This window comes from Streptomyces echinoruber (genome assembly GCF_014651135.1).
Classification (GTDB): domain Bacteria; phylum Actinomycetota; class Actinomycetes; order Streptomycetales; family Streptomycetaceae; genus Streptomyces; species Streptomyces echinoruber.
In genome coordinates this window covers 83364-97218 of record NZ_BMWH01000022.1, presented here as the reverse complement: position 1 = coordinate 97218, position 13855 = coordinate 83364, and the positions used below count along the sequence as shown (strand labels likewise).

The 13855-nt window shown below is 71.2% G+C and carries 12 protein-coding genes and 1 pseudogene; 10 read left to right on the top strand and 3 right to left on the bottom strand.

What is annotated here, in order from left to right:
• Positions 1–18: 18 nt before the first annotated feature.
• The 8 genes from recG (at position 19) to mutM (ending at position 7731) form a co-directional block, all read left to right on the top strand.
• Positions 19–2241: an ATP-dependent DNA helicase RecG gene (recG, locus tag IE225_RS23425; RefSeq protein ID WP_190059571.1), complete on the top strand. Its 2223-nt coding sequence runs from the start codon at positions 19–21 to the stop codon at positions 2239–2241.
• 164 nt (positions 2242–2405) lie between these two features.
• Positions 2406–2993 (top strand): 16S rRNA (guanine(966)-N(2))-methyltransferase RsmD, encoded by a 588-nt coding sequence (gene rsmD, locus IE225_RS23420; protein WP_190059570.1) that lies wholly within the window; start codon positions 2406–2408, stop codon positions 2991–2993.
• Positions 2994–3019: 26 nt separating this feature from the next.
• Positions 3020–3499: a pantetheine-phosphate adenylyltransferase gene (coaD, locus tag IE225_RS23415; RefSeq protein WP_190059603.1), complete on the top strand. Its 480-nt coding sequence runs from the start codon at positions 3020–3022 to the stop codon at positions 3497–3499.
• Positions 3500–3613: 114 nt separating this feature from the next.
• Positions 3614–4738, top strand: a complete 1125-nt coding sequence (locus IE225_RS23410) for a F0F1 ATP synthase subunit B (RefSeq protein WP_190059569.1) — start codon at positions 3614–3616, stop codon at positions 4736–4738.
• A gap of 229 nt (positions 4739–4967) precedes the next feature.
• Positions 4968–5609, top strand: coding sequence for a YceD family protein (locus tag IE225_RS23405; protein ID WP_190059568.1), 642 nt, complete (start codon positions 4968–4970; stop codon positions 5607–5609).
• A 5-nt stretch (positions 5610–5614) separates the two neighbouring features.
• Positions 5615–5788, top strand: coding sequence for a 50S ribosomal protein L32 (gene rpmF, locus IE225_RS23400; RefSeq protein ID WP_190059567.1), 174 nt, complete (start codon positions 5615–5617; stop codon positions 5786–5788).
• Positions 5789–5807: 19 nt separating this feature from the next.
• Positions 5808–6746: a ribonuclease III gene (rnc, locus tag IE225_RS23395; protein WP_190059602.1), complete on the top strand. Its 939-nt coding sequence runs from the start codon at positions 5808–5810 to the stop codon at positions 6744–6746.
• Positions 6747–6870: 124 nt separating this feature from the next.
• Positions 6871–7731: a bifunctional DNA-formamidopyrimidine glycosylase/DNA-(apurinic or apyrimidinic site) lyase gene (gene mutM, locus IE225_RS23390; RefSeq protein ID WP_190059566.1), complete on the top strand. Its 861-nt coding sequence runs from the start codon at positions 6871–6873 to the stop codon at positions 7729–7731.
• On the opposite strand, the gene IE225_RS23385 is transcribed toward mutM, so the two are convergent.
• Positions 7704–8105, bottom strand: a complete 402-nt coding sequence (locus IE225_RS23385; protein WP_190059565.1) for a winged helix-turn-helix transcriptional regulator — start codon at positions 8103–8105, stop codon at positions 7704–7706. The two genes, mutM and IE225_RS23385, sit on opposite strands and share 28 nt — an antisense overlap.
• Positions 8106–8218: 113 nt before the next feature.
• Between IE225_RS23385 and IE225_RS23380 the strand changes: the two genes are divergently transcribed.
• On the top strand, positions 8219–8812 hold the full coding sequence (locus IE225_RS23380) for a flavodoxin family protein (RefSeq protein ID WP_190059564.1): 594 nt from the start codon (positions 8219–8221) through the stop codon (positions 8810–8812).
• A 38-nt stretch (positions 8813–8850) separates the two neighbouring features.
• Here the strand turns inward: IE225_RS23380 and IE225_RS34250 are convergent.
• Positions 8851–9944, bottom strand: a protein-coding gene (locus IE225_RS34250) for an IS630 family transposase (protein ID WP_444545069.1) whose coding sequence is annotated in 2 segments (ribosomal slippage) — positions 8851–9480 and positions 9483–9944 — 1092 coding nt in all. Because the reading frame shifts where the segments join, the coding sequence is not laid out codon by codon here.
• 1745 nt (positions 9945–11689) lie between these two features.
• Between IE225_RS34250 and IE225_RS23365 the strand changes: the two are divergent.
• Positions 11690–12387, top strand: a pseudogene (locus IE225_RS23365) (tyrosine-type recombinase/integrase); the annotation flags it as partial.
• Between the two features lie 96 nt (positions 12388–12483).
• Here the strand turns inward: IE225_RS23365 and IE225_RS23360 are convergent.
• The gene (locus tag IE225_RS23360; protein ID WP_190059561.1) at positions 12484–13728 is read right to left on the bottom strand and encodes an IS110 family RNA-guided transposase; all 1245 of its coding nucleotides are present in this window, start codon (positions 13726–13728) and stop codon (positions 12484–12486) included.
• Positions 13729–13855: the final 127 nt, after the last annotated feature.

The window sequence follows — 13855 nt, the reverse complement described above, 5'->3', positions numbered from 1 at the left end:
TCAGTGGCGTGGTGTGCAATGGATCGCGTGCCCGCACTGCGAGAACCACTGGAACAACCGCTGAAGTCGGTGCTCGGCCCCGCCACGGCGAAGGTGATGGCCGAGCACCTCGGCCTGCACACCGTCGGCGACCTCCTCCACCACTACCCGCGCCGCTACGAGGAGCGCGGCCAGCTCACCCACCTCGCCGACCTGCCCATGGACGAGCACGTCACGGTGGTCGCCCAGGTCGCCGACGCCCGCCTGCACACCTTCGCCTCGCCCCGGGCGCCGCGCGGCAAGGGGCAGCGCCTGGAGGTCACCATCACCGACGGCAGCGGCCGCCTGCAGCTCGTCTTCTTCGGCAACGGCGTGCACAAGCCGCACAAGGAACTCCTGCCGGGCACCCGCGCGATGTTCGCGGGCAAGGTCTCCGTCTTCAACCGCCGCCTGCAACTCGCCCACCCCGCCTACGAGTTGCTGCGCGGCGACGAGGAGGAGAGCGTCGAGTCCTGGGCCGGGGCCCTCATCCCCATCTACCCGGCCACCGCCAAACTGGAGTCCTGGAAGATCAGCAAGGCGGTCCAGACGGTGCTGCCCAGCGCCCGGGAGGCCACCGACCCCCTGCCGCCCTCCCTGCGGGAGGGCCGGGGCCTGCTCCCGCTGCCCGAGGCGCTGCTGAAGATCCACCGCCCGCACACCAAGGCGGACATCGTCCAGGCCCGCAACCGCCTGAAGTGGGACGAGGCCTTCGTCCTCCAGGTCGCCCTGGCCCGCCGCCGCCTCGCCGACGCCCAACTGCCCGCCGTGCCCCGCCGGCCCCGCCCCGACGGCATCCTCGCCGCCTTCGACGACCGCCTGCCCTTCACCCTCACCGAGGGCCAGCGCAAGGTCTGCGCGGAGATCTTCGCCGACCTCGCCGACGAACACCCCATGCACCGCCTCCTGCAGGGCGAGGTCGGCAGCGGCAAGACCCTGGTCGCGCTGCGCGCGATGCTCGCCGTCGTCGACGCCGGCGGCCAGGCCGCGATGCTCGCCCCCACCGAGGTCCTCGCCCAGCAGCACCACCGCTCGATCACCGAGATGATGGGCGAACTGGCCGAGGGGGGAATGCTGGGCGGCGCCGAGCACGCCACCAAGGTGGTGCTGCTCACCGGCTCCATGGGCGCCGCCGCCCGCCGCCAGGCCCTGCTCGACCTGGCCACCGGCGAGGCCGGCATCGTCATCGGCACCCACGCCCTCATCGAGGACAAGGTGCAGTTCCACGACCTCGGCCTGGTCGTCGTCGACGAGCAGCACCGCTTCGGCGTCGAGCAGCGCGACGCCCTGCGCGGCAAGGGCAAACAGCCCCCGCACCTGCTCGTCATGACGGCCACGCCCATCCCGCGCACGGTCGCGATGACCGTCTTCGGCGACCTGGAGACCTCCGTCCTGGACCAGCTGCCCGCCGGGCGCTCGCCCATCGCCAGTCACGTCGTCCCGGCCGCCGACAAGCCGCACTTCCTGGCGCGCGCCTGGGAGCGGGTGCGCGAGGAGGTGGCCAACGGCCACCAGGCGTACGTGGTCTGCCCCCGCATCGGCGACGAGGAGGACGCGGGAGCCGCGAAGAACGCGCAGCGGAAACCGGCCGAGGACGAGGCCGAGAAACGCCCGCCGCTCGCCGTCCTCGACGTCGCCGAGCAACTCGCCCGCGGCCCGCTCGGCGGCCTGCGGGTGGAGGTGCTGCACGGCCGGATGCAGCCCGACGACAAGGACGCGGTCATGCGCCGCTTCGCCGCCGGCGAGACCGACGTCCTGGTGGCCACCACGGTCATCGAGGTCGGCGTCAACGTCCCCAACGCCACGGTCATGGTCATCATGGACGCCGACCGCTTCGGCGTCTCCCAGCTCCACCAGCTGCGCGGACGCGTCGGGCGCGGTTCGGCCCCCGGACTGTGCCTGCTGGTCACCGAGATGCCCGAGGCGAGCCCCGCCCGGCAGCGCCTCGACGCGGTCGCCGCCACCCTGGACGGCTTCGAGCTGTCCCGCATCGACCTCGAACAGCGCCGCGAGGGCGACGTCCTCGGCCAGGCCCAGTCCGGCACCCGCTCCAGCCTGCGCGTCCTGGCCGTCATCGAGGACGAGGAGATCATCGCCGAGGCCCGCGCGGAGGCCACCGCGGTGGTGGCCGCCGACCCGGACCTCACCCGCCTGCCCGGCCTGCGCACGGCCCTGGACGCGCTGCTGGACGAGGAGCGGGAGCGCTACCTGGAGAAGGGATGAACGGGCGCGCCATCAACGGGTGCGCCACTTGAAAAACGGGCGCGCCACCTGAAAAAGAAGGCAGGGGAGAAGGAGGGACGGGGGAGCGGGTGCCGCCGCCGGGCCGGCTGAGAGACTGGGGGCGTCACCCCACCGAGGACGACGAGGGACGAGGAACCGACCACATGACCCGCGTGATCGCCGGACGGGCCGGCGGACGCCGCCTGGCCGTCCCGCCGGGCACCGGCACCCGCCCCACCTCCGACCGGGCGCGCGAGGGCCTGTTCTCCACCTGGCAGTCCCTGCTCGGCGGCCCCCTGGACGGCGAGCGGGTCCTCGACCTGTACGCCGGCTCCGGCGCCGTCGGCCTGGAGGCGCTGTCGCGCGGTGCCGGCCACACCCTCCTGGTGGAGGCCGACGCCCGCGCCGTACGCACCCTGCGCGCCAACGTGCGGGCCCTCGGCCTGCCCGGCGCCGAGGTCAGGGCGGGCAGGGCGGAGCAGGTCGTCCGGGCCGCGCCGCCGAAGGAGCCCTACGACCTGGTCTTCCTCGACCCGCCGTACGCCGTACCGGACGACGATCTTCGCGAGATTCTGCTCACACTCCGCCGCGAAGGGTGGCTCGCGCCGGACGCGCTGGTCACCGTGGAGCGGAGCACCAGAGGCGGGGACTTCCCGTGGCCGCAGGGCTTCGAGGCGATCCGGTCCCGTCGCTACGGCGAGGGAACGTTTTGGTACGGTCGCGCCGCCTCTACGTGCGAAGACGCACGATGACCGGACCGGAGAGCGAGGGACCTCAAGTGCGCCGTGCCGTCTGTCCCGGGTCGTTCGACCCGATCACCAACGGACACCTCGACATCATCGCCCGCGCGTCCAGACTCTACGACGAGGTCTACGTCGCGGTGATGATCAACAAGTCCAAGAAGGGCCTGTTCGACATCGAGGAGCGGATCGACCTGATCCGCCGGGTCACCGCCGAGTACGAGAACGTCCGCGTGGAGTCCTTCCACGGCCTCCTCGTCGACTTCTGCAAGCAGCGCGACATCCCCGCCATCGTCAAGGGCCTGCGCGCGGTCAGCGACTTCGACTACGAGCTGCAGATGGCCCAGATGAACAACGGCCTCTCCGGCGTCGAGACCCTCTTCGTGCCCACCAACCCCACCTACAGCTTCCTGTCCTCTTCCCTGGTCAAGGAGGTGGCGGCCTGGGGCGGCGACGTCTCCCACCTGGTGCCGCCGGCCGTCCTGGAGGCCCTCACCGCCAAGCTCCGCGCGGACTGACCCGCACCCCGTGCGGCTGACGGACCGTCACCCGGTGTCCGGCAGACGCCCCGGGGCCGTACAGTCGTCCCGTCCGTCTCCAACACACCAGCTGTAGAGAGTGGCGAGCACACGGTGGACGTCCAGAAGAAGCTCGACGAGATCGTGGCGACGGTCTCCGGCGCCCGGTCCATGCCCATGTCGGCGTCGTGCGTGGTCAACCGCGCGGAACTGCTCGCGATGCTCGAGGAGGTGCGCCAGGCCCTGCCCGGGTCCCTCGCGCAGGCCCAGGAGCTGATCGGCGACCGCGAGCAGATGGTCGAGGAGGCCCGCCGCGAGGCCGAGCGCATCGTCCGGCAGGCCCACGCCGAGCGCGACTCCCTGATCTCCGACACCGAGATCGCCCGCCGTTCCCAGGCCGAGGCCGACCGCATCCTCGCCGAGGCCCGCCGGGAGGCCGAGGAGATCCGCGCCGAGGCCGACGACTACGTCGACTCCAAGCTGGCCAACTTCGAGGTCGTCCTCACCAAGACCCTCGGCTCCGTCGGCCGCGGCCGCGAGAAGCTGCTGGGCACCGGCCCCGGCGTCGACGAGAACGGCTACGAGGACGAGGACGCCCCCGAGCGCAGCCACGACCCGGAGACCCTGCGCGCCAACGCCGACGCCTACGTCGACGCCAAGCTCGCCGCCTTCGAGGCCGTCCTCGCCAAGACCCTGGAGGCCGTCGGCCGCGGCCGCCAGAAGCTGCACGGCCGCATCGCCACCGACGACCTCGGCGCCCTCGCCGACGACACCACCACCGTCCAGCACACCAGCGACGCCGACTACCTCGCCGACCTGGCCGCCCTGGCCGGCACCCCGGCCGAACCGCCGCAGCAGCAACCCCAGCTGCCCCAGCAGGTCCAGCAGCCGGAGTACGAGCAGCAGCAGCCGGCCTACGCCGCCTACCAGCAGCAGCCCGACCCGTACGCCGGCTACCCGCAGCAGTACGCCCAGCCGGACCCGTACGGCTACCAGCAGCCCGGCCAGGCCGACCCCTACTCCTCCGCCCCCGGCTACGCCCCGGCGTCAGGCGCCCCCTTCCAGGGCTACGACCAGCAGCAGGCGTCCTACGACCCGCACCAGGCCCAGGCCCAGGCCCAGTCCCAGCCGCAGCCCGGCCGGCAGGACTACGCCCTCGACGAGACCAGCCTGTTCGACACCAGCATGATCAGCGCCGAGCAGCTGCGCGCCTACGAACAGGGCCGGGGCGGGCTGTAGACGGACCGCGGGAGAACCGCGGAGGCGCCGCGGGAGATCCGCGGAAGACCCGCGAGAGACCGCGGGCGACCCGTGGGCGCGGATCGCGTGCGCCCGACGGGCAGCGGATTGGGCCGTACGCGGAAGGTCCAGTATCCTGGCTGTTCGGTCGCGCATACGTCCGCGATCAACGCTGCCCGGGAACACCGCGGGGCGGCGTCCCTCTGAGCTCAGAAGACCGAAAGCAGGAATGGCTCCCAACGCCCGCCTCGACCACCGCAACCCCCTCGTGTTCGACACGCACGAGCTGGGTCGGCGGCCCGGCGCGCTGCAGCGCCTGACCCGCACGGTCGAGGCTCCCGCGGACCTCGGGATCGGAGGAGTCGTCGGCGTGCCGGAGGGCGCGCCGGTCGCACTCGAACTCCGCCTCGAGTCGGTCATGGAGGGGGTGCTCGTCACGGGCACCGCCCGTGCGCGGGCCGAGGGGGAGTGCGTAAGGTGTCTGGAGCCGCTCGGGTTCGACCTCGAAGCGGACTTCCAGGAGCTGTTCTCGTACCCTGACGCCGACGACCGGGGCCGCGCCCACGCGGAGCCCGGCGACGACGCCGAGGACGACGAGGACAGGCTCTTCCTCGAGGACGGCCTGTTCGACCTCGAGCCCGTGCTGCGCGATGCGGTGGTGCTCGCACTGCCGATGCAGCCGGTGTGCCGGGAAGACTGCCCCGGCCTGTGCTCCGAGTGCGGGGCGCGGCTGGCGGACGACCCGGACCACCACCACGACGCCGTCGACATCCGTTGGGCGGCTTTGCAGGAACTCGCCGGTTCACTCAAGAGCGGCGACAAGGACGACACGAGCGGCGCCGAAGCGGGCGTCGACGAGAAGCAGGAGTAATAGCCGTGGCTGTTCCGAAGCGGAAGATGTCGCGCAGCAACACGCGCCACCGCCGGTCGCAGTGGAAGGCTGCGGTCCCCACCCTGGTCGCGTGCGAGCGCTGCCACGAGCCGAAGCTGCAGCACGTCGCGTGCCCGTCGTGCGGCACCTACAACAAGCGCCAGGTCCTCGAGGTCTGAGCGGCTGGTGAGAGGCACTGTGTCCACGCCCAGGAAACCATCCCGCGCCAGCGGGGGCGGCTCGGCGGACAACACGGCCTCGTCCCACACGGTCCTGGAAGGGCGGCTCGGCTACAAGGTCGAGTCCGCCCTTCTGGTACGCGCGCTCACCCACCGCTCCTACGCGTACGAGAACGGCGGCCTGCCGACCAACGAGCGCCTGGAGTTCCTCGGGGACTCCGTGCTCGGCCTGGTCGTCACGGACACGCTCTACCGCACCCACCCCGACCTGCCCGAGGGCCAGCTGGCCAAGCTGCGGGCCGCGGTGGTCAACTCGCGTGCGCTGGCGGAGGTGGGGCGCTCGCTCGACCTGGGCTCCTTCATCCGGCTCGGCCGCGGTGAAGAGGGCACGGGCGGCCGGGACAAGGCGTCCATCCTCGCCGACACCCTCGAAGCGGTGATCGGCGCGGTCTATCTCGACCAGGGCCTCGAAGCGGCCTCCGAACTGGTGCACCGCCTGTTCGACCCGCTCATCGAGAAGTCCTCGAACCTCGGAGCCGGCCTGGACTGGAAGACCTCCCTCCAGGAGCTCACCGCGACCGAGGGGCTCGGCGTGCCCGAGTACCTGGTCACGGAGACCGGCCCCGACCACGAGAAGACCTTCACTGCTGCCGCCCGCGTCGGAGGCGTCTCGTACGGCACCGGCACCGGCCGCAGCAAGAAGGAGGCGGAGCAGCAGGCCGCCGAGTCCGCCTGGCGGTCCATCCGGGCCGCGGCGGACGAGCGCGCCAAGGCCGCCGCGGAGGCCTCCGAGACCGTCCGCGAGGCCGAGGCGAAGGCCGCCGGGAAGCAGTCGGCCGACGGCACTCCGCGGGCCGACGGCACTTCGCGGGCCGACGGTCGCGCGGAAGCGGCCGCCGCGTCCGAGCCTGCCGTGCCTGGGCCCGCCGGGGACGACGCCGGCCAGGCGTCGGCCTGAACCGCCGCGCGCCGCACCGCCGCGCACCAGCACCACCCGAGCGCCCGCCCCGCCCCGGGGGCGGGCGCTCGGCCCGTCAGCGGCCCGTGCCCGGGTCGCCGCAGGTCCGTCCGGGGGGAGCGAGATGCCCGAGTTGCCCGAGGTCGAGGTCGTACGGCGCGGCCTGGAGCGGTGGGTCGCCCACCGGACCGTCGCCGACGTCGAGGTGCTGCACCCGCGTGCGGTACGCCGCCACCTCGCCGGTGCCGACGACTTCGCGCACCGCCTCAAGGGCCACCGCGTCGGCGTGCCCAGCCGCCGCGGCAAGTACCTGTGGCTGCCCCTGGCGGACACCTCCCAGGCGGTCCTGGCGCACCTCGGCATGAGCGGCCAGCTGCTGGTGCAGCCGCACGCCGCGCCCGACGAGAAGCACCTGCGCGTCCGCGTGCGCTTCGCCGACGCGCTCGGCACCGAACTGCGCTTCGTCGACCAGCGCACCTTCGGCGGCCTGTCCCTGCACGACACCGGCCCGGACGGGCTGCCCGACGTCATCGCGCACATCGCCCGCGACCCGCTCGACCCGCTCTTCGACGACGAGGCCTTCCACCGGGCGCTGCGCCGCCGACGCACCACCATCAAGCGGGCCCTGCTCGACCAGTCGCTGATCAGCGGCGTCGGCAACATCTACGCCGACGAGGCGCTGTGGCGGGCCCGCATCCACTACGAGCGCCCCACCGCGACCCTCACCCGCCCGCGCACCGCCGAACTCCTCGGCCACGTCCGGGACGTGATGAACGCCGCCCTCGCCGTCGGCGGCACCAGCTTCGACAGCCTCTACGTCAACGTCAACGGCGAATCCGGCTACTTCGACCGCTCGCTGGACGCCTACGGCCGTGAGGGGCTGCCCTGCCGGCGCTGCGCCACCCCGATGCGGCGGCGCCCGTGGATGAACCGCTCCAGCTACTTCTGCCCGCGCTGTCAGCGCGCGCCGCGCGCGCTGTCGTAGCGCTCACGGGCGGCCAGGATCTCGTCCATGCGGCTCTCCACGCAGTCGATGAGGGCCAGCAGCCGCTCGGCCACCTCGCGGCCGAGCGGCGTGAGCTCGTAGTCCACGCGGGGCGGATTGGTCGGCTGGGCCTCGCGGTGCACCAGGCCGTCGCGCTCCAGCGCGTGCAGGGTCTGGGAGAGCATCTTCTCGCTCACGCCGTCCACCCGGCGGCGCAGCTCGTTGAAGCGCAGCGACCCCTCGTACAGCGCTCCGAGCGTGAGCCCGCCCCAGCGGCCCGTGACGTGCTCCAGCGTGCCGCGCGAGGGGCAGGCCTTGGCGAACACGTTGTAGGGCGGTGCCGGCTCCGCCGTGGACTGGGGCGTGCTGTTCATGACACCAGCGTACGCCCAGGCAGCGCTGACCGGCAGGTTGCACTAACCAGAAGTTAGTGCTTTCCTTTCGTTAGTTCACTGGTTGATTCAACTGTCGAAACGAGGAGTCCCCTGTGACCACCCCTGTCGTCTCCATCGCCTACCACTCCGGCTACGGCCACACCGCCGTGCTCGCCGAGGCCGTGCGCGCCGGTGCCGCCGAGGCCGGGGCCGAGGTGCACCTGATCAAGGTCGACGAGATCACCGACGAGCAGTGGGCGACGCTGGACGCGTCCGACGCGATCGTCTTCGGCGCGCCGACCTACATGGGCACCGCCTCCGGCGCCTTCCACGTCTTCGCCGAGGCCACCTCCACGCGCTGGGCCACCCAGGCGTGGAAGGACAAGCTGGCGGCCGGCTTCACCAACTCCGGCTCCAAGAGCGGCGACAAGCTGCACACCCTGCAGTTCTTCCAGATCCTGGCCGCGCAGCTCGGCATGCACTGGGTCAACCTCGGCCTGCTGCCCGGCTGGAACAGCAGCACCGCCTCCGAGAACGACCTCAACCGCCTCGGCTTCTTCACGGGCGCGGCCGCGCAGACCAACGTCGACGAGGGCGCCGAGGCCGTCCACAAGGCAGACGTGGCCACGGCCGAGCACCTCGGCCGCCGGGTGGCCCAGACGGCCCGCGTCTTCCGCACCGGCCGCGAGGCCGTACAGGCGGCCTGACCGCGGGCCCTCCCCAGGTCTTCGGCGGTGGCCGCTACTCAGGTTGAACTCGTGGTGTCCGTCGGCGGTTCGATGATCAGCCCGGTGCCGGCGAGGCAGCCTTCGATCAGGTGGGGCCGGTACTGGATCTTCTTGAGCTTGCGCTTGATGGCGCGGGTGAGGTGGGCGAGGTCGGCGGCGGCGAAGTCGGCCAGGTGGCGCTTGAGCAGCGACCACAGGTGCTCGACCGGGTTGAGTTCGGGTGCGTAGCTGGGCAGGTGGAAGATCCGCAGCCAGTCCTGGTGCCCGGCGGCGAAGTCGAACCACTCCTGCTGGAGGTGGACGTTCAGGTTGTCCCAGACCCACACCAGGGGTGTGCCGAGTTGCTGGTGGGTGTCGACGATCAGGTCGCGGTACTCGCGCCAGGTGAAGGTCTTCGGCTCGCGGTGCCTGCCGTGGTGGACGTGCGGGCGGAAGAACATCCGCGGGCGGTGCCCGGGCCGGCAGCACCGCACGCCGGCCAGGCTGACCCGGCCGCGACTGCTGCCGCGCACCCGCACCGTCGGCCGCTGCCCGCGCCGGGCCCCGGTACGGCCCTTCGGCGGCCTCATGCCCTGCCCGGTCCCGTCCTCGAAGCAGACCGCGGCGCCCAGGTCGAGCGCGGTGCTTTTATCTGCGGCCACACCACCTCCTTCCACACCTCGATCTGCTCTTCGTCGCGTTCCAGCGCCCGGCGCACCGGGACCTGCGCCGACCAGCCGTGCCGGCGCATGAGCTTCCACACGCCCTGCACGGTGCAGCCGACGTGGAACATCCGCCCGATCAGCAGCTTGATCCGCTTGAGCGTCCAGCCCTGCGAGTCCTCCGACCAGCCGTGCGCCGGCGGCCCGCGCGCCGGCTCCCGCTCCAGTCGCGCGAACTGCTCCGCGCTCAGCCGCTCGGCCGACACCGGACCCACCGAGAGCAGCGCCTCCCCGCCCCCGGCCTCCCACGCCCGCCGCCACCTGCGCACCGACCGCTCCGTCACCCGCAACTCCCGGGCGATCGCGGCCGTCCGCTCACCATTCTTGAACCGCCCGGCCGCGGCCAACCGCAGCCGCTCCCGCTTGGCCTGCCCAGCCGGGGTCAGTCCGCCCCCTTGCGCATACCGCATGCCCAGGCCATACCGCAGGGATCACGACCCGTCACGACCTGCGGACACCACGAGTTCAACCTGAGTAGTAGCCGAAAAGTGCCGGGGCGGGTCCCTGGCCTGCGGCCGCGCAATCGACCAACGCTGCGACCTGCGACTTAGCCGTCGGTGGTTGTCAGCGTTGGTCGTCGTTGAGTGCCCTTTGACGGCCCCGAGACGGCCCCAGAACTCATCCGGAGCCGTCTCGAATGCTCCCTCGATGCGCACTACGGGAGAACGACCGTTGAGGTCTGGGAAGCCGGTCAAGCGGTCGTTTGGGGTTGCCGGCGGCCGACCGTGGTTGCGGTGGTTGCTGCTTCACTGCTGTACCGTCGCCCCATGCCCTTCCCCGCGCTGCCATGCTGCTCCGGGCATCGGAACCGGGTACGTCCACTCACTGCGCGCTGTGTACCTGCTGACCTGAGCGTAACCGCTTCGCAGCCTGGTGGCTCCAGAAGGGTGGTTTCTGCGCGGCACGTTTCCGCAGGTGATAGCCATGATCTACGAATATGTGACCTGAGTCACCGTCCTGGGTGCGCTCTTGTGATGGTTCCTGCGCAACGGGCATCATCATCGCAGGTCAGACCCTGCGGAATCGGTGAAGGGTTTCCGAACAACGCCCGCCCGAAGGGCATAGAAACAAAGCGGTCTTCATGTCCATAGGATTGACAGATCGTACCGTTTCCGAACAACGCCCGCCCGAAGGGCATAGAAACACGATGTCGGCGGTGTCCCGCATCATCTGGATGAGCAGGTGTTTCCGAACAACGCCCGCCCGAAGGGCATAGAAACCACTCGTTGAGCTTGTGGATGGTGGTGTTCAGCGGGTTTCCGAGCAACGCCCCCTTAAAGGGAATGGTTTGACGACGGCGTAAGGTCGGCGTAGCGACTTTGGCCTGGAGCTGCTTTAGCGCGAGTGATCATGGCCCATTACGCTGGCCCGTGGATCGGGCAGGCTTGTGGACCTGCCCGTCAGTGTCCGATCTTGGGCCATGATCTGCGAGGCTCGCGCCAAAGTGGCTGGCTAAAGTCGCGGAGCTGGCCGCCCCGGCCACCCACGATCCCCCACCCCCTGCCCGCAGCCTTCGGTGAAGCGCTCAGCCGTCGCGTACCTGCTTTTGGATCAAAGCTGTTCTGTGGGGTGCGGTGTGCACCCGTGCGTGCCGGCTGTCGGGAGGGTGCCGGGTCCGCCGGATGAGGTCTGGCCGTGTGGGCCATGGTCGGGAGGATCGGGCCCGGCCCGGTGCGTCGGCCCCGGGCGTTGCCGGGTGTGAGACGCGGATCATCCCAGGGGCAACGATGGTGGCGCGGGGCCGGGGCCGGGGCGGCGCGGGCCGAAGGCAGGAGCAGAGCCCCGAGCCCGCGCCGGCCCGCGGTGCGGGCCGGCGGGGAGTGATCCTGCGGGGCGGCGGCCGGTGAAGCCGCAGGGACAGCGCAACCGGATAGCCGAAGGCCAGGATCTCCCCGCCTTGGACCTGCGAGCCGGAGACCGCTGACCGGAGGAATGCGGCGCTCCCCGTGAGGCTGGCGAAGCATGAGGGGAGCTGAGCGTTTCCGCGGTGAGGCTGTGGAGTCTGTTTTCCCAGGTGCGCGACGGCTGAGCGCTGCACCGAGGACTGCGGGCAGGGGGGTGGGGGATCGTGGGTGGCCGGGGCGGTTGGCTCCACGGCCACCCACTTTGGCGCGGGGTGAGAGATCGTCCCCCTTCCCCGCCCGGAAGGGCGGGGCTTGAGCCTCGCAAGGTCAAGCCCTGGCCTGCCGAACGGGTCATGGCGGTGCGTGCGGCGTTGCCGGAGCGCTACCAGGCCCTCGCAACGTGGCGGCCGGATGCGGCTTGCGGCAGGGGGAGGTCTTCGGCCTGGCCGTGGAAGACGTGGACTTCCTCGGCGGGGTGGTGCACGTGGTCCGGCAGGTGAAGCTGCTGCAACGCCATCGGCCGGTGTTCGCCCCGCCGAAGGGAGGCAAGGAGCGTGACGTCCCTCTGCCTGAGTCCGTCGCCTTCGCCCTGGCCGGCCACCTGAAACGCCACCCGGCCACGGAGGTCACCTTGCCGTGGAAGACCCTCGACGGTCCTCCGGTCACGGCGTCTCTGATCTTCACCGGCTCCATGGGCATGGCGCTGGACCGGAACCGTTTCAACGACCGCGTATGGCGGCCTGCGCTACGAGCCGCGGGTGTCGAGACCGGGCGGGACAACGGCATGCACGCGCTGAGGCACTTCTACGCCTCGGTGCTCCTGGACGCGGGGGAGAGCATCAAGGCGCTCAGTGAGTACCTGGGCCACCATGACCCCGGCTTCAAGCTGCGCACGTACACGCACCTGATGCCGTCGAGTGAGACCCGGACCCGGGCCGCCGTCGATCGCGTTTTCCAGGGGGACGATCCTGCCGACGACGGCCCCGAGACGGCCCAGGAAGGGTTTTAGGTCTCTGACGCGTAAATAGGTCCAGGTCAGGGGCTAGGGAGACAGGGCTGGGTGCCCGATGGCCATGGTGGCCGCCGGTTCCTTGGCCGCGGACGGTCAGGCTGCGCCTTCGATCGGGTTGAGGGTGACGGTGTAGCCGAGCTGGTTGAGCTGGGTGATTGCGCGGCGGGTGGCGCGTTCGGGGTCGCGCTGGGCGAAGTAGGTGCCGCCGAGTTCGTGGTAGGGCTTGTGATCGATGAGCATGTGCCAGATAGCGGTAATGATCGAGTGCTCGACGGCGACCAGGGCGCGGAGCGGGCCGCGGCGTGCGGTCAGCCGCTTGTAACGGGCCTGGAGATAGGTGTCCTTGGTTCTCACCGCGCCGAAGGCCGCCAGTCCGAGGGCGCCTTTGAGGTAGGGGTTGCCGGGGCGGGTTCGGGTGTTCTTGGTGTGGCCGGCGGACTCGTGGTGGCCGGGGCAGACGCCGGCCCAGGAGGCGAGGTGCTTGGCGGAGGCGAATCGGTTCATGTCGCCGCCGGTCTCCGCGATGATCACTTCGGCGACGGCCCGGTTGACCCCGGGGATGGTGTCGAGCAGGTCCAGGGCGGGGCGAAAGGGGACCATCGCCTCCTCGATCCGCGCATCCAGCTGCCCGATCGCGCAGGTGAGCTGGTCGTACTGGTCCAAGTGCAGGCGGGTCAGGAAGGCGTGGTGGTCGCGGAAGCGGCCGGTCAGGGCCTCGGTGAGCTCGGGGATCTTGTTGCGGAGCTTGCGTTTGGCCAGGTCCGCGAGCATCTGCGGGTCACGTTCCCCGCGGATGAGGGCCTCGAGCATGGCCCGGCCAAAGACGCCCATGATGTCGGAGGCGACCGCGGCGAGTTTGATGCCGGTGTCCTCGAGCAGCTTCTCCAGCCGCTGGACGATCTGGCCGCGTTCCCGGGTCATCTGGGTGCGGGTCCTGGTGAGGTCCCGCAGTTCGCGCACCGGCTGGGGCGGCACGAACGAGGGGCGGACCAGGCCGTGGGCGCCGAGCTGGGCCGGCCAGGCCGCGTCCGAGACGTCGGTCTTGCGGCCGGGTAGGTTCTTGACCTGCCGGGCGTTGACGAGGATCACGTTCAGGTCCTCGGCCAGCAGGTAGCAGAACGGCTTCCAGTAGTCCGAGGTCGCCTCGATCACCACGAGGGTGACGTGCGCGGCGAGCAGGTGGTCCCGCAGGGCGAGCACCGCGTTCGTTGTCGAACCCCACGTCGTGGTCTGAGTGGTGAACGACCCCCGCCGCTTCGGGCTCGGAGTGCGGACGCACACCTTGGCGTCCCTCTTGCTGATGTCCACCCCCGCGCAGCGGTCGTGCAGTACGTCCACGGCCTTGCTCCCTCCCTTACCGGACGGCCGGGTACGCCGTTCCGGGAGGGCCAGGGTGGAACAGGAATTCTGACGCCCGTGCTCACAGCAACACTCCACGGTGCCCGTGGACGGCCCCCAGCACCAC

Excerpts from the sequence above, each read along its gene's own strand:
- recG (WP_190059571.1), top strand. The coding sequence starts at position 19 with ATGGATCGCGTGCCCGCACTGCGAGAACCACTGGAACAACCGCTGAAG.
- rsmD (WP_190059570.1), top strand. The coding sequence starts at position 2,406 with ATGACCCGCGTGATCGCCGGACGGGCCGGCGGACGCCGCCTGGCCGTC.
- IE225_RS23405 (WP_190059568.1), top strand. The coding sequence starts at position 4,968 with ATGGCTCCCAACGCCCGCCTCGACCACCGCAACCCCCTCGTGTTCGAC.
- mutM (WP_190059566.1), top strand. The coding sequence starts at position 6,871 with ATGCCCGAGTTGCCCGAGGTCGAGGTCGTACGGCGCGGCCTGGAGCGG.
- IE225_RS23385 (WP_190059565.1), bottom strand. The coding sequence starts at position 8,105 with ATGAACAGCACGCCCCAGTCCACGGCGGAGCCGGCACCGCCCTACAAC.